Source organism: Duganella rivi, assembly GCF_009857435.1.
Classification (GTDB): domain Bacteria; phylum Pseudomonadota; class Gammaproteobacteria; order Burkholderiales; family Burkholderiaceae_D; genus Rugamonas; species Rugamonas rivi.
Genome location: NZ_WWCK01000003.1, coordinates 580,297 through 603,574 on the forward strand (window position 1 = coordinate 580,297; position 23,278 = coordinate 603,574).

At 61.2% G+C, this 23,278-nt stretch carries 19 protein-coding genes and 1 tRNA gene; 7 read left to right on the forward strand and 13 right to left on the reverse strand.

Annotated features, from left to right (window positions below):
- Positions 1–245 precede the first annotated feature (245 nt).
- From clpX to GTP45_RS11335, 6 genes are all read right to left on the reverse strand, one after another.
- The gene (gene clpX, locus GTP45_RS11310) at positions 246–1,514 is read right to left on the reverse strand and encodes an ATP-dependent Clp protease ATP-binding subunit ClpX (protein WP_092270631.1); all 1,269 of its coding nucleotides are present in this window, start codon (positions 1,512–1,514) and stop codon (positions 246–248) included.
- 151 nt (positions 1,515–1,665) lie between these two features.
- Positions 1,666–2,283 carry an ATP-dependent Clp endopeptidase proteolytic subunit ClpP gene (clpP, locus tag GTP45_RS11315; RefSeq protein WP_371866049.1) on the reverse strand — a complete coding sequence of 206 codons (618 nt, stop codon included), beginning with the start codon at positions 2,281–2,283 and terminating at the stop codon, positions 1,666–1,668.
- A 76-nt stretch (positions 2,284–2,359) separates the two neighbouring features.
- On the reverse strand, positions 2,360–3,700 hold the full coding sequence (tig, locus tag GTP45_RS11320; protein WP_161013957.1) for a trigger factor: 1,341 nt from the start codon (positions 3,698–3,700) through the stop codon (positions 2,360–2,362).
- A gap of 32 nt (positions 3,701–3,732) precedes the next feature.
- Positions 3,733–3,819, reverse strand: a tRNA-Leu gene (locus GTP45_RS11325).
- A 172-nt stretch (positions 3,820–3,991) separates the two neighbouring features.
- Complete coding sequence (locus GTP45_RS11330; protein WP_161013958.1) at positions 3,992–7,081, reverse strand: efflux RND transporter permease subunit; 3,090 nt, start codon at positions 7,079–7,081, stop codon at positions 3,992–3,994.
- Positions 7,078–8,166 carry an efflux RND transporter periplasmic adaptor subunit gene (locus GTP45_RS11335; RefSeq protein ID WP_371874434.1) on the reverse strand — a complete coding sequence of 363 codons (1,089 nt, stop codon included), beginning with the start codon at positions 8,164–8,166 and terminating at the stop codon, positions 7,078–7,080. Before GTP45_RS11335 ends, GTP45_RS11330 begins: the two co-directional genes overlap by 4 nt.
- 171 nt (positions 8,167–8,337) lie before the next feature.
- On the opposite strand from GTP45_RS11335, the gene hpnC reads away from it, so the two are divergent.
- Positions 8,338–9,243: a squalene synthase HpnC gene (hpnC, locus tag GTP45_RS11340; RefSeq protein WP_229258413.1), complete on the forward strand. Its 906-nt coding sequence runs from the start codon at positions 8,338–8,340 to the stop codon at positions 9,241–9,243.
- Here hpnC and GTP45_RS11345 read toward each other — a convergent pair.
- Positions 9,240–9,647, reverse strand: a complete 408-nt coding sequence (locus tag GTP45_RS11345; protein WP_161013959.1) for a hypothetical protein — start codon at positions 9,645–9,647, stop codon at positions 9,240–9,242. The two genes, hpnC and GTP45_RS11345, sit on opposite strands and share 4 nt — an antisense overlap.
- A 120-nt stretch (positions 9,648–9,767) precedes the next feature.
- Between GTP45_RS11345 and hpnD the strand changes: the two genes are divergently transcribed.
- The 4 genes from hpnD to GTP45_RS11365 all read left to right on the forward strand — a co-directional run bounded on the left by hpnD (position 9,768) and on the right by GTP45_RS11365 (position 13,754).
- The gene (gene hpnD / locus GTP45_RS11350; RefSeq protein WP_161013960.1) at positions 9,768–10,601 is read left to right on the forward strand and encodes a presqualene diphosphate synthase HpnD; all 834 of its coding nucleotides are present in this window, start codon (positions 9,768–9,770) and stop codon (positions 10,599–10,601) included.
- Positions 10,594–12,021, forward strand: coding sequence for a hydroxysqualene dehydroxylase HpnE (gene hpnE, locus GTP45_RS11355; RefSeq protein WP_371874435.1), 1,428 nt, complete (start codon positions 10,594–10,596; stop codon positions 12,019–12,021). Before hpnD ends, hpnE begins: the two co-directional genes overlap by 8 nt.
- Positions 12,022–12,142: 121 nt before the next feature.
- Positions 12,143–12,937 (forward strand): DUF1700 domain-containing protein, encoded by a 795-nt coding sequence (locus GTP45_RS11360; protein WP_161013961.1) that lies wholly within the window; start codon positions 12,143–12,145, stop codon positions 12,935–12,937.
- A 22-nt stretch (positions 12,938–12,959) separates the two neighbouring features.
- The gene (locus GTP45_RS11365; RefSeq protein WP_229258414.1) at positions 12,960–13,754 is read left to right on the forward strand and encodes a head GIN domain-containing protein; all 795 of its coding nucleotides are present in this window, start codon (positions 12,960–12,962) and stop codon (positions 13,752–13,754) included.
- Here GTP45_RS11365 and GTP45_RS11370 read toward each other — a convergent pair.
- Positions 13,741–14,976, reverse strand: coding sequence for a TIGR03862 family flavoprotein (locus GTP45_RS11370; protein ID WP_161013962.1), 1,236 nt, complete (start codon positions 14,974–14,976; stop codon positions 13,741–13,743). The genes GTP45_RS11365 and GTP45_RS11370 overlap by 14 nt on opposite strands.
- 31 nt (positions 14,977–15,007) lie before the next feature.
- On the opposite strand from GTP45_RS11370, the gene GTP45_RS11375 reads away from it, so the two are divergent.
- On the forward strand, positions 15,008–15,229 hold the full coding sequence (locus tag GTP45_RS11375; RefSeq protein WP_161013963.1) for a hypothetical protein: 222 nt from the start codon (positions 15,008–15,010) through the stop codon (positions 15,227–15,229).
- On the opposite strand, the gene moaD is transcribed toward GTP45_RS11375, so the two are convergent.
- From moaD to thrC, 3 genes are read right to left on the reverse strand one after another with little or no spacing between them, the layout of a single operon-like run.
- A complete protein-coding gene (gene moaD, locus GTP45_RS11380) occupies positions 15,230–15,484 on the reverse strand; it encodes a molybdopterin converting factor subunit 1 (RefSeq protein ID WP_161013964.1) in 255 nt (84 codons plus the stop codon). It lies immediately after the preceding gene.
- Positions 15,484–16,701 (reverse strand): molybdopterin molybdotransferase MoeA, encoded by a 1,218-nt coding sequence (locus tag GTP45_RS11385; RefSeq protein ID WP_161013965.1) that lies wholly within the window; start codon positions 16,699–16,701, stop codon positions 15,484–15,486. Before GTP45_RS11385 ends, moaD begins: the two co-directional genes overlap by 1 nt.
- Positions 16,701–18,179 carry a threonine synthase gene (gene thrC / locus GTP45_RS11390; RefSeq protein WP_161013966.1) on the reverse strand — a complete coding sequence of 493 codons (1,479 nt, stop codon included), beginning with the start codon at positions 18,177–18,179 and terminating at the stop codon, positions 16,701–16,703. The genes GTP45_RS11385 and thrC overlap by 1 nt, the downstream gene beginning before the upstream one ends.
- Positions 18,180–18,360: 181 nt before the next feature.
- Between thrC and GTP45_RS11395 the strand changes: the two genes are divergently transcribed.
- Positions 18,361–20,943: a putative bifunctional diguanylate cyclase/phosphodiesterase gene (locus tag GTP45_RS11395; protein WP_161013967.1), complete on the forward strand. Its 2,583-nt coding sequence runs from the start codon at positions 18,361–18,363 to the stop codon at positions 20,941–20,943.
- Here GTP45_RS11395 and GTP45_RS11400 read toward each other — a convergent pair.
- Positions 20,924–22,300: an L-serine ammonia-lyase gene (locus tag GTP45_RS11400; protein ID WP_161013968.1), complete on the reverse strand. Its 1,377-nt coding sequence runs from the start codon at positions 22,298–22,300 to the stop codon at positions 20,924–20,926. The two genes, GTP45_RS11395 and GTP45_RS11400, sit on opposite strands and share 20 nt — an antisense overlap.
- Positions 22,300–23,268, reverse strand: coding sequence for an NAD-dependent epimerase/dehydratase family protein (locus GTP45_RS11405; RefSeq protein WP_161013969.1), 969 nt, complete (start codon positions 23,266–23,268; stop codon positions 22,300–22,302). Before GTP45_RS11405 ends, GTP45_RS11400 begins: the two co-directional genes overlap by 1 nt.
- Positions 23,269–23,278 lie beyond the last annotated feature (10 nt).

Below are 23,278 nucleotides of genomic sequence, written 5' to 3' on the forward strand. Positions count from 1 at the left end.
TGGGCGCTGTTTTGCCAAATCACAAGACCGACCTACAAGAAATAATTCCTCATATAAAAGAATGTTTTCCAAAGAAGCAGTCCACTCTAAAAGAAAAGGCTAAATAAAAAAGCCACGCGCAACCGGGGTCACGAGTGGCTTTCCGAATGAAGCCTGCATTCTTTTATTGGTTTTGATTGTACCGCCTTGCCCCACGGATGCGAAATGAATTTTGCTGCTGAGCGGGGCAAGTGTGCACAAGTTATTTAATTCTCACCAGAGGCTTTGGCCTGCTCCTGATAAATCAGCAAAGGTTTAGCGCCACTGGTGATGGTATTCTCATCAATAACCACTTTAGTAACGTTGGTTTCATTCGGCAGCTCATACATGGTATCGAGCAGCGCATGTTCCAGAATCGACCGCAAACCACGGGCGCCGGTCTTGCGCGCCAGCGCTTTTTTAGCGATGGCATGCAGTGCCGCAGGACGGATTTCCAGTTCCGCGCCTTCCATTTCCAGCAGCTTGGAATACTGCTTGATGAGGGCGTTTTTCGGCTCGACCAGGATCTGGATCAGCGCTTCCTCGGTCAGCTCGGCCAAGGTGGCCACCACCGGCAGACGGCCCACCAATTCAGGGATCAGGCCGAACTTGATCAGGTCTTCCGGTTCCGCTTCCATCAGCACTTCGCTGACGTTGCGCTCGGACTTGCTCTTCACCGAAGCGCCGAAACCAATGCCGGATTTCTCCGAACGGTTCTCGATCACCTTGGCCAGGCCGTCAAACGCGCCGCCGCAAATGAACATGATGTTGGTGGTGTCGATCTGCACGAAGTCCTGGTTCGGGTGCTTGCGGCCGCCTTGTGGCGGCACCGAGGCCATGGTGCCTTCGATCAGTTTCAACAGCGCTTGCTGCACGCCCTCGCCCGATACGTCGCGGGTAATCGATGGGTTGTCCGACTTGCGCGAGATCTTGTCGATCTCGTCGATGTAGACGATGCCGCGCTGTGCCTTGTCGACATCGTAGTTGCAACTTTGCAACAGCTTCTGGATGATGTTCTCAACGTCCTCGCCCACGTAGCCGGCTTCGGTCAGCGTGGTGGCGTCGGCGATCACGAACGGCACGTTCAGCATGCGCGCCAGGGTCTGCGCCAGCAGGGTTTTACCCGAGCCGGTTGGGCCGACCAGCAAGATGTTGGACTTGGCCAGTTCGACGTCGTCTTTCTTGCCCAGGTGCTTGAGGCGCTTGTAGTGGTTGTACACCGCCACCGACAGGATGCGCTTGGCAGTTTGCTGGCCGATCACGTACTGATCCAGCAAGTCCTTGATTTCATGCGGCGTCGGCAGATCCGACTTGGCGCCCGTCACCGACTCGATGGCCGAGGTTTCGTCGCGGATGATGTCATTGCACAGGTCGATGCACTCATCGCAGATGAAGACCGATGGGCCGGCGATGAGTTTCTTCACCTCGTGCTGGCTTTTGCCACAGAACGAGCAGTACAGAAGTTTTTCGCCGCTGGAGGATTTTTTGTCTGACATGGGCAGTTTTCTTTGGTTACAGGAAGCAAGTGATTCAAAGCAATGCGAGCCGGAAACTCCGCCTACATGCACATGCTACCCGAAATAAAAACGAAACGCCCGAACGATTAATCGCCCGAGCGTTTTTTCTAGCAAGGCTGCAAAGGTTGCATCAAGCCCGGTTGGTCAACATTTTGTCGATCAAGCCGTACTCTACCGCTTCTTCAGCCGACATGAAGCGATCACGATCGGTGTCTTTGGCGATCTGCTCAACGGTTTGACCGCTGCGTTCCGCCATGATCGAGTTCAGGCGATGGCGCAAATACAGGATTTCCTTGGCCTGGATTTCGATATCCGACGCCATACCCTGCGAGCCGCCCGAAGGCTGGTGAATCATGATGCGCGAGTTCGGCAGCGAGAAGCGCTTGCCCTTGGCGCCAGCAGCCAGCAGGAACGCGCCCATCGAGGCGGCGATGCCGGTGCACAGCGTCGAGACATCTGGCTTGATAAACTGCATGGTGTCGTAAATCGCCAAACCAGCCGATACCGAGCCACCTGGGGAATTGATGTACAGCGAGATGTCCTTGTCTGGGTTTTCGCTCTCCAGGAACAGCAGCTGAGCGACCACCAGATTGGCCATTTGGTCGTTGACCGGGCCGACCATGAAGATAATACGTTCCTTCAGCAGACGCGAGTAGATGTCGTAAGAGCGCTCGCCGCGACCGCTTTGTTCCACCACCATCGGCACCAGGCCGAGCATTTCGGTGTCCAGCGCCGGATTTCGGTTCATACCAGTCATTCTATTTCCTTGTGAAGCAGCTTTAGAGGCCGGAGTGTAAATAATACATCATCCGGCCCAAACTGAATTACGCCTGAGCGTTGCTTCCCATCAGTTCGTCAAAGGCGATAACCTTGGACGAAGTTTTCGACAGGCCCAGGACGTAGTTGACGACGTTTTCTTCCAATACAAGGGCTTCAACTTCGGCCAGGCGACGACGGTCGCTGTAGTAGTACTTCAGCACTTCGCGTGGATCTTCGTAGCTTTGCGCGAAGTCTTCGATTTGTGCTTTCACTTGCTCTGGCTGCGCTTGCAGGTTGTTTTCGCCGACCAGTTGCGACAGGATCAGGCCCAGGCGTACGCGACGCTCGGCTTTTTCTGCGAACAGCTCTGGTGGGAATGGCACGTCCTTGACGTTCATGCCGCGCTGAGCCATGTCTTGACGGGTCATTTCAGCCAGGCGCTCGGTGTCTTGGGCGATCAGCGATTTTGGCACGTCCAGGGTCGCGGTTTTGACCAGGGTTTCCATCACGGCTTCTTTGTTGCGTGCTTTCACGCGGCCGGCGACTTCACGCTCCAGGTTGACTTTGATGTCTTCGCGCATTTTTGCGACGTCGCCATCAGCCACGCCCAGCGACTTGGCGAATTCTGCGTCCACTTCCGGCAGGTGGGCCCACTCCAGCTTTTGCAGGGTGATGGTGAACGATGCGGTTTTACCGGCAACGTCTTTACCGTGGTAGTCCTCTGGGAACGACAGCGGGAAGGTCTTCGACTCGCCGACTTTCAGGCCGACGGTAGCGGCTTCGAATTCTGGCAGCATGCGGCCTTCGCCCAGTACGAATGGGTAGCCTTCAGCTTTACCGCCTGGGAATTCCACGCCGTCGATCGAGCCGACGAAGTCTACGGTCACGCGGTCGCCGTTGGCAGCAACAGCTTCGCCGCCGTCGCCGTGTTCGCCCGCTTCGCCCTTGGTGTGGAAGTGCACGCGCTGTTTGCGCAGGATGTCGATGGTCTTGTCGATTTCAGCGTCGCTGACTTCGGCTTTGACGGTTTCGATTTCTACGGTGGTCAGGTCGCCGATCACGACTTCTGGGTAGATTTCGAAGGTCGCATCGAAGGTCAGCACGCCAGCTGGCGATTCTTGCTTAGGTTCGATGTTTGGGTAGCCGGCAACGCGCAGTTGCGCTTCGTTTGCGGCATCGTTGAAAGCGCGGCCAACTTTATCATTCAGCACTTCGGTTTCGATCTGATAACCGTATTGTGCCGCGACCATTTTCAGTGGAACTTTGCCCGGACGGAAGCCTGGTGCCTTAGCCGTTTTGGCTTGCACTTTCAGGCGCTTCTCAACTTCAGCGCGGACTTCGGTCAGCGGGAAGGAGATCGTGATACGACGTTCGAGTTTGCCCAAGGTTTCGACTGCAGTTGCCATGTAAAAATCGTCCAAAAAATAAAAAGTACAGTTGGTGCGAGGAGGGGGACTCGAACCCCCACACCATTGCTGGCGTCAGGACCTAAACCTGGTGCGTCTACCAATTTCGCCATCCTCGCGGCTTGTTTGCACAAAAGCAAAGGGCGACCTGTAAGTGAAAAAGGGTCGCCCTCTTCCTGCTTTCGTAGCAGGAGCTTTCAACTTCAACGCGATATTCTAACGGGTTTTTCGCAGAATGGTGGCGATTTTTAGTATGTCGCCAACATTCCGCAGAAAAATTACTATATTTGCCTATTTAATAGGCTTTTTCACTCTAAACCAAGCCGCATACAGCGCTGGCAGGAACAGTAAAGTCAGTGCTGTCGCCAAAATCAGGCCGCCCATGATGGCCACCGCCATCGGGCCCCAGAATACTGAGCGCGACAACGGGATCATGGCCAGGGCTGCCGCAGCGGCCGTCAGGATAATCGGACGGCAGCGGCGCACGGCCGATTCGACAATCGCAGTCCATGGATCATGACCGGCCTTGATGTCCTGCTCGATCTGATCCACCAGGATCACCGAATTACGGATGATCATGCCGAACAGCGCGATGATGCCGAGGTTGGCCACGAAGCCCAGCGGACGCCCCAGCACCAGCAGCGCCATCGCCGCCCCCGCCACGCCCAGCGGGCCGGTCAGGAACACCAGCAGCGAACGCGAGAAGCTATGCAATTGCAGCATCAGCAGCGTGAAGATCAGGAAGATCGCCAGCGGCAGGTTGGCCGCAATCGAGGCTTCCGCCGCGCCGCTATCCGACGCCGCACCTTTGACAGTGATGGCGTAGCCGGCCGGCAGCGCCTCGCGCAGCGCTTTCAGTTGCGGCTCGATCTGGCCGGAGACGGTTGGCCCCTGGATGTTGTCGACCACGTCCGACTGCACGGTAATCGCCCAATCGCGCCCTTCCCGCCACACCACGCCCGGCTCCCAGACGAAATGCGCGCGCGCTAGCTGGCTGATCGGCACCGACTTGCCGCTGGCCGTGGGAATGTTCGTGTCGTTCAGCACCGAGATGGTGTTGCGCTCCTCAATCGGCTGGCGAATCTGAATATCGATCAGCTTGATGCCTTCGCGGAATTGGCCGATGGCAGTGCCGGACAAAATCGTGTTCGCCGCGCGCATCACGGTTTGCGAAGTCACGCCAAGCGCGCGCATCTTGTCCTGGTCGAGATCGAGACGCAGCACCTTGATCGACTCGTTCCAGTTATCGTTGACGCCCAGCGTATTCGGGTTGGCGCGCATGATGTCTTTGACCTGATCGGCAATCGCGCGCACCTTGTCCACTTCCGTGCCGGTGACGCGGAACTGCACCGGGTACGGCACCGGCGGCCCGTTCGGCAGCAGCTTGACGCGGCCGCGCACTTCCGGGAAGTCGTGTTTGAACACATCGACGATCTTGTCGCGCAGCGCGGCGCGGGCCTTCAAATCCTTCGGCAGCACCACAATTTGCGACACGTTCGTCTGCGGGAAAATTTGATCCAGCGGCAGGTAGAAGCGCGGCGAGCCGGTGCCGACGTAGCTGGTCACACTGACCACGCCTTCTTGCTTGCGGATGAAGGCCTCAAACTTCTTCACCTGCGCTTCGTTGGCGGCGAAGGTGGTGCCTTCCGGCGTCCACATCTCGACCATCAGTTCAGGGCGGCTGGAGTCCGGGAAGAACTGCTTCTCGATGAACTTGAAGCCGTACACGCCCAGCGCAAACACCGCCAGCGTGGCACCGATGGTAATCCAGCGATACTCGACGCACCAGTTGACCAGCGCGCGGAACTTGCGGAAGCCCGGCGTATCGAACAAATCATGTTCGCTGCCACCGTCGGCGTGCGGCTTCACCTTAAGCAGCACGTAGCCGAGATAAGGCGTGAAGGTCACCGCCACCACCCACGAAATCACCAGCGCCAAGGCGTTCACCGAGAACAGCGAGAAGGTGTACTCGCCCGCCGCCGATTTCGCCAAGCCGATCGGCAGGAAGCCTGCGACGGTAATCAGCGTGCCGGTCAGCATTGGAATCGCGGTCGATTTGTAGGCGAAGGTGGCGGCGTCAAAGCGCGACATGCCCTCTTCCATTTTGCGCACCATCATTTCGACGGCAATGATGGCGTCGTCCACCAGCAGGCCCAGCGCGATAATCAGCGCGCCCAGCGAAATCTTGTGCAGGTCGATGTCCAGCATGCGCATGAACAGGAAGGTCACCGACAGTACCAGCGGAATACTCAGCGCCACCACCAGGCCCGGACGCACGTCCAGTCGCAGCGTGGGCTTGCTATGCAGACCCAGCGCCACGAAGCTAACCGCCAGCACAATCAGCACCGCCTCGATCAGCGTGTGCACGAACTCGCCCACAGAAGCTTTCACCGCCTCCGGCTGATCCGACACGCGCTCCAGCTCGATACCCACCGGCAGCTTGGCCTTCATCTCGCGCACAGTTTTTTCCATGTGCTTGCCTAACTGGATGATGTTGCCGCCCTTCTCCATCGACACGCCGAGACCGATCACTTCCTTGCCGTTGAAGCGCATCTTGTTGCCCGGCGGGTCTTGGTACTCGCGCTTGATGGTGGCGAAGTCGCCCAAGCGGAAGGTGGTGCCGTTGGCGCGCAGTTCGAGGTCTTCCAGATCCTTGACCGTCTTCAGCGCGCCGGTAACGCGCACTTGCAGGTTATCGGTCGGCGTCACCAGCACGCCGGTCGATTCCACCGAGTTCTGGGTCGCAATCTGGTTGACGATGGCCTCAAATGGAATGCCCAGTTGCGCGAATTTCTTGTGCGAGAACTCGATATTGATCTTCTCGTCCTGCACGCCAAACAGTTCAACCTTGGACACCAGCGGCACGCCCAACAATTGCTGGCGCACGAAATCGGCGTAGTCCTTCATCTCGGCATAGGTAAAGCCGTCGCCGGACAGCGCGAAGATGGAGCCGTAGGTATCGCCAAACTCGTCATTGAAGAACGGCCCCTGCACGCCGGACGGCAGCGTGCCGCGGATATCGCCGATCTTCTTGCGTACTTGATACCAGGATTGCGCCACTTCCTTGGGCGGCGCCGATTCGCGCAGCTTCAGGATGATGGTGGTCTCGCCCGGCTTGGAATAGCTGGAAATCTCGTCGATATCCGGCGTTTCCTGCAGCTTTTTCTCCAGCTTGTCGGTGACCTGCTCCGCCATTTGCAGCGAGGTTGCGCCCGGCCAGTTGGCCCGCACCACCATCGCGCGGAAGGTGAACGGCGGATCTTCATCCTGCCCGAGATTGGAATAGCTGAGCGCGCCGCCGATGAGCAGCACCGCGATCAGGTAGCGGGTCAGCGGGATATGCTCCAGCGCCCAGCGTGAGAGATTGAATCCTTCCTTCATTTGGCTGCCTTCGGCAAGTCGTTACCGAGGATCTTGACCTTCTGGCCCGGCTTCAGCAGATTGACGCCGGCCGTCACCACGGTCTGGCCCGGCTTCACGCCGGTGGCAATCACGATATCGTTACCGGCCACGCCGCCGATGGTGACCGGCACCAGCTTGACGGCGCCGCTTTCCACCACCCACACCGAGGTCGCCGATTTTTCATAGAACAGCGCGGTCAGCGGCACCTTGATTTGCGGCGCCGGCGTCTTGGACGCGAATTGCACCACGGCCGTCATGCCCAGTTTGGCCTCGGCCAGCGAATCAGGGATCGAGACCTTGACGGTGTAAGTGCGGGTCGACGGATCGGCCACCGGCGAAATTTCGCGGATCTTGCCCACCACGGCGTTTTTCGGATCAGCCCACAGACGCACATGCACGTCCGGGATGCGGCGCAGATTATCGACCTTGTCTTCCGGGATGCCGATGACGATTTCTTTCTCGCCCGACTTGGCCACGCGCACCACCGGCGTTCCCGGCGACACCACCTGGCCAACTTCGGCATCGACCGCCGTCACCACGCCATCCACATCGGCCAGCAGCGAAGCGTAGCCGGCTTGATTGGACTGGCCGCGATAACCGGCCTGCGCCGCATCCACATTGGCTTGCGCCGATTTATAAGTCGAATCCTTCGCGTCCAGCACGGCTTGGCTGACGAAGCTCTTGCTGCGCAGTTCCTGATAGCGTTGCAGCTCGGCCTTGGCCAGGTCGCGGTTGGTTTCGGCGGCGCGCAGATTGGCCAGCGCTTGCGCTTGCGACAGCTGCAAGTCTTGCGGGTCGAGCTGCATCAGCACCTGCCCTTTCTTCACCAGCGTGCCGACATCGACCTTGCGGCTGACGATCTTACCGCCGACACGGAAACCAAGGCGCGACTCAACGCGCGCCCTCACCTCGCCGGAAAACTCGGCATTCACATCGATGTCGCTGCTGACCAGCGAAATGGCGCGCACCGGGCGGATATCTTCAGTTTTTTCGGCCGGCTTGGAGCAAGCCCCCAGCAAAGCCAGCGCCGAGGCGGCAACCAGCGTATTCTTGAAAGTAGACACGAGGACTTCCTTTTTAATGACTGACAAGTTATTTATTGATTATAAGCTGAACAACGCCCTTTGCAAATGACTTGAGCGTCATTAATTTATACTTGCTCTTGTTTCAAGATCCCACTACTATTACGCGTTGGAAACTCAACGCAATCCGGCCTCGGCCGCCATGCCCGTTCTATGCCGGTCGATCACTACGAAAACTTCCCTGTTGCCTCCATTTTGTTGCCGAAGCGCCTGCGCCCGGCGGTGGAAGCGATTTACGCCTTCGCCCGCAGCGCCGACGACCTGGCCGACGAAGGCGATGCCACGCCCGAAGAACGCCTCGCCGCGCTGAACGCCTACGAGGCGGCGCTGGCACGCATCGAGCAAGGCGCGACCGATCATCAGCCGATGTTCGAGCGGCTGGCGCAGGTGGTGCGGGAGTATGAGATGCCGCTGAAGCCGCTGTACGAGCTGCTGTCGGCCTTCAAGCAAGATGTGCTGGTGTCGCGCTACGCGACTTACGACTCATTGCTGGACTACTGCGCGCGCTCGGCCAACCCGGTCGGTTTCATGATGCTGCACCTGTACGGCGCGGCGGATGAAGAGAATGTGCGCGATTCGGATGCAATCTGCACCGCGCTGCAACTGATCAATTTCCTGCAAGACGTGGCGATTGATCTGCACAAGGAACGCATCTATATCCCGCTGGAAGATTTGAACCGCTACGCGATTTCGCCGGCGGCGCTGGATCATGCGAGCGCGCGTCCGCGCTGGAGGTCATTGATGCGGTTTGAAGTGGATCGCGCCCGCCAGCTGCTGCTGAGCGGCGCGCCGCTGGCCCTGCGCCTGCCGGGCCGCATCGGCTTTGAACTGCGCATGGTGGTGCAAGGCGGCCTGCGCATTCTGGATGCGATCGAGGCGGTGGAATATGACGTGTTCCTGCACCGTCCGAAACTGAACAGGCGCGACTGGATGGCTATTTTCTGGTCATCCGTCCGCATGAAAAAACGCCTGTCCGGAACAGCAAGCGCAAATGCAGGGGCAACTAGCGCAAGTGCAGCGGCAACAGGCGCAAATGAGCGCCGATCTGGACAAGGTTAAACAGGGGCAAGCGTCTGGGCGGAAATGATTTTTTGCTCGGTGCGCTCTTGCTGCACTGGCACTGAAGAGGATGGCGGCGTGGCCTTGGGCGCGGCAGTTGGCGCCTGCGGCTTCGATTGTTTCAGCACGAATTCCCGCAGCGAGGCCGCCTCCGACACCGACAGCGCCGTCTGGCAATTCACGCCCTCATTGGAAATCTGCCACTCCTGGTAATCGCCCACGCTCAGGGTGCGCTGTTTATGCTCGTCCAACAGCTTGCAGCGGCCCGCCACTTCCTGCGCTTCGGCAAGATGCTGCGTGTAATACGTGGCCGTTTTCATGGGCGCCGTATCTTCCGCAGACGAGCCCTCGCATCCAGCAAGCACTGGAACGATCATCAAGGCTGCGATCATCTGCGACTTCATACGTATGCACTCTCCTGAAAAGGTAACATATTGTATCCCTAAAACGCCTCAAGTTGCAGACCACGCCGTTCTCCCTTCCTATAGAATAGCGGCTTCGAACAGTCCATTGCTTTTTTATCCATGTCTCCCGACGACTACTGCCAGCAAAAGACCGCCCAAAGCGGCTCCAGTTTTTACTACAGCTTCCTGTTCCTGCCGCCGGAGCGTCGCCGCGCCATCACCGCCCTGTACGCGTTTTGCCGCGAAGTGGACGACACCGTCGATGAATGCACCGACGAATCGATCGCCCGCATCAAGCTGGCATGGTGGCGCAAAGAAATCAGCAATATGTACGCCGGCCAGCAGACCCACCCGGTCACGCAAGCGCTGCAACCGCACATCGCGCCGTACCAGCTGAAAGAAGAACACCTGCAAGCCATCATCGACGGCATGGAGATGGATCTCAACCAGACCCGCTACCTCGACTACGCGGCGCTTAGCAAGTATTGCTGGCACGTGGCCAGCGTGGTGGGCATCCTGTCGGCCAGCATTTTCGGCGTGACCAATCCGCAGACCCTGCAATTCGCCGAAAAGCTGGGCCTCGCCTTCCAGCTGACCAATATCATCCGCGACGTGGGCGAAGATGCGCGCAAGGGCCGCATCTATCTGCCGATCAACGAGCTGCAACAGTTCAACGTCACCGCTGCTGACATCATCAACAGCAAGCACAGCGAGAAGTTTGAAAAGCTGATGGCTTTCCAAACCGCCCGCGCCCAGCAGGCCTACGACGAAGCGTTCGCCCTGCTGCCGAAAGAAGACCGCCGCGCCCAGCGCCCGGGCCTGATGATGGCTGCCATCTACCGCACCGTACTGAACGAAATCGAAGCCGACGGCTACCACGTGCTGAACCAGCGCATCTCGCTGACGCCGATTCGTAAGCTGTGGCTGGCGTGGAAGACCTACATCCGTGGCTGACCCTGGCATTGCCGGCACCGCGGCCGACAAGCGCGGCCACGCCGAGCCGACGCTGACGTCGCGCTCGATTGCCGTGATCGGCGCCGGCTGGGCCGGCTGCGCCGCCGCCGTCGAATTGGCGCGCGCCGGCTACAAGGTCACGCTGCTGGAAGCGGCGCGCAGCCTCGGCGGCCGCGCCCGCCGCGTCGAGACCGACCGCAAGCAGCTCGACAACGGCCAGCACATCCTGCTCGGCGCCTACAGCGAAACCCTGCGCCTGATGAAGCTGACCGGTGTCGACAGCAGCCAGGCCGTGCTGACGCTGCCGCTGCAAATGCGCTACCCGCCCGGCACCGGCGGCATGGATTTCGTGGCGCCGTCGCTGCCGCTGCCCGCGCCGCTGCACCTGGCGGCCGCCCTGCTGCGCGCCAAGGGACTCAAGCGCGAAGACAAACTCAGCCTCGCCCGCTTCTCGACCACCGCGCGCTGGATGGGCTGGCGGCTCAACACCGATTGCAGCGTCAGCGAACTGCTGCAGCGCTTCGATCAAACCGAGCGCCTGATCCAGCTGATGTGGCGGCCGCTGTGCCTGGCCGCGCTGAATACACCGCCGGAACGCGCCTCGGCCCAAGTCTTCCTCAACGTGCTGCGCGATAGCCTGGGCGCCAAGCGCCGCGCCTCCGACATGCTGCTGCCGCGCGCCGACCTGAGCGCCTTGTTCCCGGAAGCGGCCGCCCGCTACGTCGAAGCCCATGGCGGCAACGTCCGCAGCGGCGCCAAGGTGCAGGCGCTGCGCTCGATCGAAGGCCGCCTGTGGCAGCTGGACATCAGCGGCGCCGCCGTCGGCGGCACGTGGAGCACCTATTTCAGCGGCGTGGTGCTGGCCACCGGCGCGGCCCAAGCCGCCGCCCTGCTGCATGATATCCCGGAAGCCGACACCACGGCCATCTGCTCGCAGCTGACGGCGTTTGCCCCGGAAGCCATCACCACCGTCTACCTGCAATACGACGCCGCCACCAAGCTTGAGCTGCCGTTCTACGCCCTGCTGGACGACCCGGACAGCCATCAGTATGGCCAGTTCGTGTTTGATCGCGGCCAGCTGGATTCAGCGCAATCGGGCCTGCTGGCCGTCATCATCAGCGCCTCCGGGCCAGCCGCCGCCCAGCCGCAAGAATTGCTGGCCGAGGCCGTAGCGGTGCAACTGGCGGTAGTCTTCCAGCGTCCCGAGCTGGGCCGGCCGGAATGGTTCAAGGTCATCACCGAGAAGCGCGCCACCTACGCCAGCTCGCCGGGGCTGGTTCGCCCAGGCAACGCCACCGGCCTGCCCGGCTTGGCGCTGGCCGGCGATTACACCGCCGGCGACTACCCGGCCACGCTGGAATCGGCCGTCCGCAGCGGGGTTGCCGCCGCCCAGTTACTCAAGGGGAGCGCCGCCCAGTAGCCCTTTTTTGTCGCCTGTTCCGCGTTTTGTGCAGCCTGTCACATGCCCATGGCATCTGGACGGCAGCTTGCGTACAGTTGCACCATCGGCAAAAAGCACGCAACATTGTGGATTTGATATCATGACCAAGCAGCAATACCTCGATGCGCTCAAGCAAGCTATGCAGGGTCTGCCACCGGAAACCGTGGCCAAGACCCTCGCTTACTACGAGCAGCGCTTTATCGACGGTCTCGTGGCCGGCCGGAGCGAGGCCGAGGTCTACAAGGAACTGGACGAACCGCGCAAAATCGCCATGACGCTGCGCGCCAACGCCCACCTGGGCGCTTTCCAGCAGCAGAAAACGCCGTTCAATCTGGCGCGCGTGCTGGTATCTTTCATCGGCCTGGCGATTTTCAACCTGTTCATGGTGATCCCAGCCCTGGTCTACGCCAGCCTGCTCGGCGCGATCTACATCTCGGCGTTCGGCTTCTACATCGGCGGCGTGGCGCTGACCGCCAGCGGCTTGTCGGGCCAGAATGAACTGGCATTGGAAGGCCCGCTGCGCCACATCATGGAATTCACCAACTCCCACTTCGACAGCCGTGAAGAGGAGGAAGACGCCCAAGGCTGGCGCGTCTCCATCAACAGCATGGGCGTGCAAGTCAACAAAGACGACGCCGAGTCGCCGCCAGCCGACGACGAAGGCCTGAGCCGCAGCGGCAAACTGCTGAACCGCGCCGAAGCAGTGGCAGCGGGCGACGTCCACATCACCACTGACTTCGATAGCGGCGCCCGCACCACGCAGTCGCTGATCGGGCTGGGATTAATCTTGGGCGGCATCGGCCTGTGCCTGATCAGCATCGTGCTGACCCGCTACACCGTGATAGGCCTGAAGCGCTACGCGGCGATGAACGTATCGCTGCTGCGCGGACGTTGAGGACGAGATGATGCGCGCATTGATGAAAATTGGAGCCGGCCTGCTGCTACTGGCCTTCGTGCTGATCGGAGTCACCTACAGCATGCTGAAAGCATACGGCAGCAGCAGCCCGACCAGCGTGGCCGGCCGTTCGCTCGGCAGCGAAACCCGCAAGATCGACGCCATGGCGACCGTGGTGGAGCTGAGCGGCCCGATCGACCTGATACTGACGCAAGGCCAAACCGCCTCGCTCAAGGTGCGCGGCGAACAGCGTTCGCTGGCGAATATCGAAACCATTCAAGACGGCCGCGATCTGCACATTGGCACCAAGGGCATGCTGCTGAATCCACGCCATCGCTTGCAGGTGGAGCTGGTGCTGCCGTCGCTGGAGGAGCTGGCGGTGCACAGCAGCGGCGACACCAAGGTGTCCGGCTTTAACGGCGAGCGGCTGGAGTTGCAGCTGCACGGATCAGGCAATGTGAACTTCGTGGGCCGCTACCGCGAGCTGACCGCCGGTGCGCATGGCAGCGGCAACCTGAATCTGAATGCGGGCAGCAGCGAGAATGTGGAGTTGGAGATGGTCGGCTCAGGCCAGATCAGCGCGTCCGGCAGCTGCAAGACGCTGAACGCGGAATTGACCGGCTCCGGCGACTTGAATGCGCGCCACCTGGCTGCAGATAAGGTAACGGTGAATCTGAAAGGCTCCGGCACTACCCACGTCTTCGCCAAGCAATCGGCTGATTTGACGTTGCGCGGCAGCGGCGATATCCGCGTGCTGGGCAACCCGGATCACCGCAACATCAGCCGCACCGGCTCCGGCGAAGTTACTTGGGAGTGAGCCACGCGAGAACGTCGCGGGCCGCCGCCACGCCGCCGGCGAAGCAAGCGGTGAGCAAATAGCCGCCGGTTGGTGCTTCCCAGTCGATCATCTCGCCGGCCACGAATACGCCCGGCGCAGCCTTCAGCATTGTTCCATCCAGCGCCGACCAGCACACGCCGCCGGCGCTGCTGATCGCCTCATCGATAGGACGCGCGCGCTGCAAACGCAGCGGCAGGCGCTTGATGCCTCGGGCTAGCTGCACTTCATCGCCAAACTGCTCCTTGCTCAAGCACTCACGCAGCAAGCCTGCCTTCACGCCTTTAATGCCAAGCCGGCTTTGCAAATGCGACGACATCGAACGCGCACCGCGTGGCCGCAACACCTCGTCCAGTACGCGCTGCTCGCTCCAATCCGGCATGAGATCGAGCCAGATGGTGGTGCTGCCCTCGGCCGCAATCTGATCGCGCAACGGCGCAGACAGCGCATAAATCAAGCTGCCCTCAATACCGCCCTGCGTTACCACGAACTGGCCCTGCTTGCGCATCTCCTTACCCTGCGCGTCGCGCGCGATCAATGCCACCGTCATCAACGGCTCACCGGCATGGCGGCTGCTGAAATGCTCACTCCAATCGACATCGAAGCCGCAGTTGGCCGGAACCAGCGGCGCCACCTCGACGCCGCGCGCCGCCAGCAACGGCAACCACGCGCCATCCGAGCCGAGACGCGCCCAACTCGCGCCGCCCAGCGCGAGAATCACCGCATCGGCGCGCACCAGCCGCTCGCCATCCTCAACGGCGAATCGCAAGACATCGTCCTGCCAGCCAGTCCAGCGATGACGCATATGGAACTGCACCCCGCTCTCGCGTAAGCGATGCACCCACGCGCGCAGCAGCGGCGCAACCTTCATATCGGTCGGGAACACGCGACCGGAGGTGCCGACAAACGTCTCAAGTCCCAGCCCATGCACCCAGTCGCGCACCGCCTGCGGGCCGAACGCATCGAGTTGCGGCCGCAGCGCCTGCGCGCTATCGCCGTAGCGCGTGACGAAATCCTCGTACGCCTCGGCGTGCGTGATATTCATGCCGCTACGCCCCGCCAGCAGGAACTTGCGGCCGACCGAAGCCATGGCATCGTAGACATCCACCTGCGCTCCGCCCTGCGCCAGCGTCTGCGCAGCCATCAAACCGGCGGGGCCGCCGCCGATGACGGCGACGCGAAAAGGTGTCAAACTAGACTGCATGTGAGATCCAAATCAAAACAAGGGAGATACGATGGGTGCGATATTCTGGATTAAACGCTACCTGCTGGCAGTGGTGCCGCTATTCACTATTCTAGCCGCCGTTGAATGGTTCAAGGGCTCGACCACAAAAGAGGATTATCTCAGCGCCGGCGCATGGGCGCTGATCGCGGCCGGCATTTTCAACTACTTTGCGTGGCGCCGCTACCGCAACGCCGTTGCCTGCGCGGCGTGCGAGGACGTCACTAAAAAATAGTCAGCCGCCCGTCACTGGCGGGAAGAAGGCCACTTCAGCGCCGTCGGCCAGCGCCGTGCCGGCGTCGCACATGGCCTGATTGTAGGCCATGCGCAGCGCCGGATGACCAAGCGCCTGCTGCCAATTTTCGCCGCGCGCCGCCAGGTGGTCGCGCAACGCGCCCACGGTAGTCACGCCGTCCGGCAAGTCCAGCGATTCGGACGAGGCGCCGACTGCCTCGCGCACGCTGGCGAAAAATTTTACGGTAATCGCCATCAGTACAGTAACTCGTTAAACGGTATAAATCGAACCAGGTCGCCGACGGCGATGGTTTGGCCGGGCGGATTGTCAATCACGCCATCGCCCCACACAGTCGATGTCAACACGCCGGAACTTTGGTTGCGGAACAGCTCCACGCCGCCATTGTCGTTGACGCGCACGCGCAGGAACTCATTGCGCTTGTCCGCCTTGGGCCAAGCGAAATCGGCGCGCATGCTGTAGGCGCGCGGCACGATCGGGCCTTCCACGCCTTGCAGGCGCAAGATAAACGGTCGCACAAACAGCAGGAAGGTCACAAAGCTCGACACCGGATTGCCCGGCAGGCCGATAAAGAACGCTTGCTGTACCTCGCCAAACGCCAGCGGCTTGCCCGGCTTGACGGCGATCTGCCACATATTCAGCTTACCCTCGGCTTCGACGGCTGGCTTGATATGATCTTCCTCGCCAACCGACACGCCGCCCGAGGTGATAATCAAATCGTGGCCCTGCGCCGATTCGCGCAGTACCGAGCGCGTGGCTTCCAGCGTATCCGGCACGATGCCGAAATCGCTGATCTCGCAGCCGAGATTTTCCAGCAGCGCGCGCAGCGTGAAGCGGTTGGAATTGTAGATGGCGCCCTGCGCCAAGGGCTCGCCCGGCATGGTCAACTCGTCGCCGGTGAAGAACACGGCCACGCGCAGCTTGCGCTTGACCGGCAGCTCGGCCAAGCCAACCGATGCGGCCAAGCCCAATTCCTGACTACGCAAACGAACGCCTGCTGGCAGAATCACACTGCCATTGTTGATGTCTTCGCCGGCGCGGCGGATCCACTCGCCGGATTTAGGAGCATGCTTGACGGTGACCACGTCGCCCGCCAATTCGCACTGCTCCTGCATGACGACAGCGTCCGCGCCTTGCGGGATCATGGCGCCGGTGAAAATGCGCGCCGCCGTCCCAGGCAGCAAGGGCTGGCCAACATGGCCGGCCGGGATGCGCTGCGATACGGTCAGCGAGGCATTCCCGCTAACGCAATCGGCAGCGCGCACCGCGTAGCCATCCATCTGCGTGTTATCTGCGCCCGGCACATTCATGCCCGACACCTGCGCCGTGGCCAGCACGCGGCCGTTGGCTTCCAGCGTCGGGATGGTTTCGGTATCTGCCACCGGACGCACGGCGTCCAGCATGAACGCCAGCGCTTCGCCGACCGACAGCATGGGCTTGCGCGGCGCGTCCATTACAGGCCCGTATTCGAAGCGATGTATGCCTTCATGGCCGCCACATCCGGCTTCATGACGACAAACTTCTGCGGCAGGTCTTCGATGTTCTCGAAGCCTTCTGGACGCTCGGCGTCCTCGCCCAGCGCCTCCAGGATGGTTTCGTTGAACTTGGCCGCCAGCGCGGTTTCCAGCACGATCATGGTCACGCCAGGTTCCAGGTTCTCCTTGGCGACCTTGATGCCGTCGGCGGTGTGGGTGTCGATCACGATGCCGTAATCGTCGGCCACGTCGCGGATGGTGTTGACGCGGTCGTCGTGGGTCGACTTGCCCGACTTGAAGCCGTAGTTGGCCACCAGTTTGAACTCGTCGCCATCGCTGCCCGGCTTGCCCGACAGGTCAAAGCCGCCGTGGGTTTCCACTTTCTGGAACAGCGCGCGGGTACGGTCGCTGTCGCGGCCCACCAGGTCGTAGATAAAGCGCTCGAAGTTGGAGGCCTTGGAGATGTCCATCGACGGGCTGCTGGTGTGGTAGGTCTCGGCCGACTTGCGCACACGGTACACGCCGGTGCGGAAGAATTCATCCAGCACGTCGTTTTCGTTGGTGGCGGCTACCAGCTTGTCGATCGGGAGGCCCATCATGCGGGCGATGTGGCCGGCGCAGATATTACCGAAGTTCCCCGATGGGACGGTGAACGACACCTTCTGGTCATTGGAGGTGGTCGCCGACAGGTAGCCACGGAAGTAGTACACCACCTGCGCCACGACGCGCGCCCAGTTGATCGAATTAACGGTGCCGATCTTGTGCTTGGCCTTGAATTCCAGGTCATTCGACACGGCTTTCACCATATCCTGCGCATCATCGAACACGCCTTCGATGGCGATGTTGAAAATGTTCGGATCCTGCAGCGAGAACATTTGCGCGGTCTGGAACGCGCTCATTTTTTTGTGCGGCGACAGCATGAAGACGCGGATGCCCTTCTTGCCGCGCATGGCGTATTCGGCGGCGCTGCCGGTATCGCCGGAAGTCGCGCCGAAGATGTTCAGTTCCGCGTTCTGCTTAGCCAGCGCGTATTCAAACAGATTACCCAGCAGCTGCATCGCCATGTCCTTGAAGGCCAAGGTGGGGCCGTTGGACAGCGCCTGCAGCACAAGTTTCGTGCCGTTCTCGCCTTCTTCCAGCACGCGCAGCGGCGTGATCTGGGTGGCTTTCTCGCCCTTGCGGACGTTTTTGTACACTTCCTTGGTATAGGTCTTGGCGGTCAGCGCGCGCAGATCGGCTTCCTGGATATCGGTCGCAAACTTCTTCAAAATCTCGAACGCCAGGTCGGCGTACGACAGCTGGCGCCATGCGTCCAGCTCAGCGCCGGTCACCTGCGGGTAGGCGGTCGGCAGGAACAAGCCGCCATCAGCGGCCAGGCCGCCCAGCAGAATGTCGGAAAATTGTTGGGAAGACGAAGCGGCGGCCGGCGACGCGGCGCGGGTAGACACGTATTGCATAAATGAGAAAAAATTCCAGTTGAGCTGCAGAACGGTACAAAGGCGAGCGGCTATTATAGTGCGCCTCGCGGATTCCGGTGAAATTCACGTTGTTTTATGGTCATCGTCCGCCCCAGCGCGGTTGGCTGGCGGCAGCCGCAAGTCCTATACTGTCGGACTCTGCCTCTCGTCGTACAACATCATGAAGTCGCCCGTCCGCCCTCCTCAACCGCAATTTTTCAGCTACCTGTGGGCCAGCACCGGCGCGCTGCTGCTGGTGACGGTGGCTTTCCTGTTCTATGTGTGGACCGAGAAGCGCATCGACCAGGCCAATGAACTGCGCTACGCTTCGCACAATCTGGTTGAAGAATTACGCCAGTCCTCCGATGACCTTAGCCGCATGGCGCGCACTTATGTCGCCACCGGCGACATCCAATACCGCAAGCACCACCAGGAAATCGTCGCCATCCGCGAAGGCCGCATGCCGCGCCCGCGCAATTACGAGAACGTCTACTGGGACCTGGTGCTGGCCGACGACCGGCGCCCGCGCGCCAGCGCAGCAGCAGTGCCGCTGATGCAGCTGATGCGCGAGGCTAAACTGGCGCCGGAAGAATTGGCGCTACTGGCCGCCGCCAAGAACGAATCGGACAAGCTGGTATTGGTCGATATCGCCGCCATGGATGTACGCGATGCCCATGACGCCATGCGCGCCACCACCATGCTGCACGACGCGGCCTACCACCGCGCCAAGGCCGCCATCATGCGTCCGATCGGGGAAGTCAACGACAGCGTTGAACGCCGCACGCGTTTATTGGTCGAGGCAACCTCGCTTGACGCCAACCTCGCCCGCGTGGCCTTCATGTGCAGCGCCTTGCTGCTGGTGGTGCTGGTATGGCGCGGCAAGCGCAAGCTGGATGCGGAACGCATCGCGGCGATGAACCGCACGCAGCGCGTCAGCCGCTTGTATTCGGCGCTAAGCCAATGCAACCAGGCGATTGTTCGCAGCCATAATGAAGCCGAGCTGTTTGAACGCATCTGCCGCGACGTCGTGAGCTACGGCGGCATGCAGATGGCCTGGATAGGCCTGATCGACCGCGAACTGGATCGGATCACGGTGGCCGCTTCGTACGGCGGCGGCGTTGAATATCTCGATGAACTGGAAGTCTCGCTGGACGCCGGCGCGCCGGAGGGCCGCGGCCCTATCGGCCTGTCCTACCGCACCGGACAGCCTTACTGGTGCCAGGACTACCAGCACGCGCCGGAGACGGCCTACTGGCACGCCCGCGGCGCGCGCTATGGCTGGGCATCGTCGGCGGCGATTCCACTGCGGCGCAACGGCGACATCATCGGCTTCTTCGCCCCCTACGCCAACGCCGTCAACGCCTTCGACCAGGAGGTGCAAAATCTGCTGCTCGAGATGACGCTCGATATCGAATTCGCACTCAAGAACTTCGACCGCGAAAAAGTGCGCCAGCAGGCCGACCAGCGCGTGCACTACCTCGCGCACTACGACGTGCTAACGGGTTTGCCAAACCGCTCGCAATTGCACGAGCGTGCGCGCCAGTTGCTGGAGCAAGCCCGCGTCAATCGCACGCCGGCTGCGCTGCTGATGCTGGATCTTGACCACTTCAAGGACATCAACGATACGCTCGGCCACACGGTCGGCGACGCCCTGCTATCCGAACTGGCGCTGCGCCTGACCAGCTGCCTGCGCGACGGCGACATGGTGGCGCGCCTCGGCGGCGATGAATTCATCTTCGTCATGCCCAATATGAACAGCGGCGAAGCAAGTGACGTCGCGCGCAAGCTGCTGGATTTAATCGGCCAATCGCACACCGTCGGCGTGCACGATCTGCGGGTATCGGCCTCCATCGGCATCGCCATGTACCCGGACGATGGCCACGACGTGGAAACGCTGCTGCAACGCGCGGACGCCGCCATGTTCCAGGTCAAGCGCGCCGGCCGCCAGGACTTCCGCTTCTTCACTGCGGCCATGCAGCAGCGCGCGGCGCGCCACCTGCAATTGGTGAACGCCTTGCGCTACGCGCTGGAACGCGAGCAAATGCACGTGGTGTATCAGCCGCAGGTATCGCTGAAGACCGGCCGCATCATCGGCGCTGAGGCGCTGCTGCGTTGGAGTACGCCGGAATTGGGCGTGGTGTCGCCGGGAGAATTCATTCCGGCCGCAGAGGAAAGCGGCTTAATCATCTCCATCGGCGACTGGGTGCTGCGTCAAGCTGTGCGTCAGGCGCGGGCTTGGCTTGACGCCGGATTGCCTTCGCTGGTGATGGCGGTAAATTTGTCGGCAGTGCAGTTCCGCGCCGCAGACTTGCCTGCGCATGTGGCGCAAGTGCTGTATGAAGAAGGCCTGCCGCCCGAATACCTGGAACTGGAATTGACCGAAGGCGTGGCAGTGCAAGACCCACAAGGCGCTATCGCCACCATGAATGCGCTGCACGACCGCGGCATCCGCATGTCGATCGACGATTTCGGTACCGGCTTCTCGTCCCTGAGCCACCTGAAGAAGTTCAAGGTCTACAAGCTGAAAATCGACCAGTCATTCGTGCGCGATATCAGCACCGATGCCGAGGACAAGGCGATCGTTGCCGCCATCATCAACATGGCGCGCAGCCTGGGGCTGACCACCATTGCGGAAGGCGTGGAAACCGTAGAGCAGCTGGAGTTCCTGCGCGAGCAGCATTGCGATGAGATGCAGGGCTACCACATCAGCAAGCCGCTGCCGCCGCAGGAGTTTGAAGCGCTGCTTAGCAAGCAGCGTGATTGACGGTGATGACGTGAATGGCGAGACCGCCCAAGGAAGTCTCCTTGTACTTGGCCTGCATATCGGCGCCGGTTTGGCGCATGGTCTCGATCACTTCATCGAGGCTGACGAAGTGCGTGCCGTCGCCTTTTAAGGCCAGCGATGCGGCGGTAATCGCCTTCACCGCGCCCATGCCGTTACGCTCGATGCACGGAATCTGCACCAAGCCGCCGATAGGATCGCAAGTCATGCCAAGGTGATGCTCGATGCCGATTTCGGCCGCGTTCTCGATCTGGCCATTGCTGCCGCCCAGCGCCGCCACCAAGCCCGCTGCGGCCATGGCGCACGCCACACCCACCTCGCCTTGACAGCCGATTTCCGCGCCGGAGATCGACGCGTTACGCTTGCACAGCATGCCGATGGCCGCTGCGGTCAGCATGAAGTTGCGCACGCCGGTGACAGGATCGCTCGGCTTGCAGTCTTCCGCGTAGTAGCGCAGCACCGCCGGGATGATGCCGGCCGCGCCATTGGTCGGCGCAGTCACCACACGGCCACCAGCGGCGTTTTCTTCGTTGACCGCCATCGCATACAGGCTGACTTGGTGCATCGCGTCGTGCGGCAGGCTGTTTGCCGGCGTGCCTTTGCTGGCCTGCGCCCACAGTCCGGCGGCGCGGCGCTTGACGTTCAAGCCGCCCGGCAGCTGGCCCGGCGTGTCCAGGCCATGCGCGATACAGTCCCGCATGACGTGCCAGATTTTATCCAGGCCCGCATTCAAGGCATCATCGCTGATGCGGGCGCACTCGTTCGCGCGCAGCATTTGCGGGATGGTCAAGCCGCTGCGCACGCCGTGCGCCAGCAGTTCGTCCATGGTGCCGAACGGGTAAGGCACGGCGACGCCGGCCACCGCTGCTGCGGCTTCCTCGCCCTCTTCGCGAATAAAGCCACCACCTACCGAGTAGTAGACTTTGGAGATGCTGCTGCCATCCTTGCGGGTCAGCGTAAAGCGCATGCCATTCGGGTGCTCAGGCAGCGACTCGGCCATGTGAAAAACCAGATGCGTGCCGCGCTTGAACGGCACGGCGTGCGCGCCGAGCAGCTTCAGTTGGCCCGCCGCTTCGGCGTCGGCCAGTTGCTGATCGACGCTGGTTGGCGCCACATCCTGCGGCGTTTCGCCCATCAGGCCAAGCAGCACGGCTTTATCGGTGGCGTGACCGATGCCGGTCAAGGCCAGCGAGCCATACAGCTCAGCCTTGACTTCGGCCACATCGTCCAAGGGAGCGTTATCCAGCAAGAAGCGGCGCGCAGCGACCATCGGGCCCACGGTATGCGAGCTCGAAGGGCCAATGCCGATCTTGAACAGATCGAATACGCTCATGTCCATCAGGCGGCCTTCCCGAGGTTCACATCGATATTGGCCAGCATGTCGGCGACCATTTCTTCCACGCCGATGCGCGCTTTCCAGCCCCAGTCGGCGGTAGCGGCAGCATCGTCCAGGCTTTGCGGCCAGGTGTCGGCGATGGCTTGGCGGCTATCGGGCTTGTAGGCGATCTTAAAGTCAGGCACCTTGCGGGTGATGGCTTCTGCCAGCTGCTCCGGGTTGAACGACACGCCCGCCACGTTGTACGAAGAACGAATCTTCACCAGCTCCGCCGGTGCATCCATCAACTCGATGGTGGCGCGGATGGCGTCCGGCATGTAGATCATCGGCAGCGTGGTTTGCGGGCCGAGGAAGCATTCATAACGCTCGCCGCGCAGCGCCGAGTGGAAGATCGCAATCGCGTAATCGGTAGTGCCGCCGCCCGGTGGCGACTTGAAGCTGATGATGCCAGGGTAGCGGATCGAACGCACATCCACGCCGTACTTCAGGAAGTAGTATTCGCACAGGCGCTCGCCGGCCAGCTTGCTGATGCCGTAGATGGTGGTTGGGTCCATCACGGTCAGCTGCGGCGTGTCGACGGCAGGGGTGTTGGGGCCGAACGCCGCGATCGACGACGGCCAGAACACCTTCAACGGCTTGCCGATGGCGCCGCGTTCGCGCGCCACTTCCAGGATATTCAGCAGGCCGTCCATGTTCAGCGTCCATGCCTTCAGCGGCGCAGCTTCGCCGGTGGCCGACAGCATCGCCGCCAGCTGGTACACCTGCGTGATGCCTTCTTCAGTCACCAGCGCGGACAAGGCTTGCTTATCCAGCACGTTGAGCGTGGTGTAGCGCGCGGCGCCGTACAGGTTAGTCGGGCTGACATCGCTGGCGATGACGTTTTGCGCGCCGTGCTGCGCGGCCAGTGCTTCCACCAGTTCGCTGCCGATCTGGCCATTGGCGCCGATGACGAGGATTTTTTGCTGAGTCATTTGTTATGTC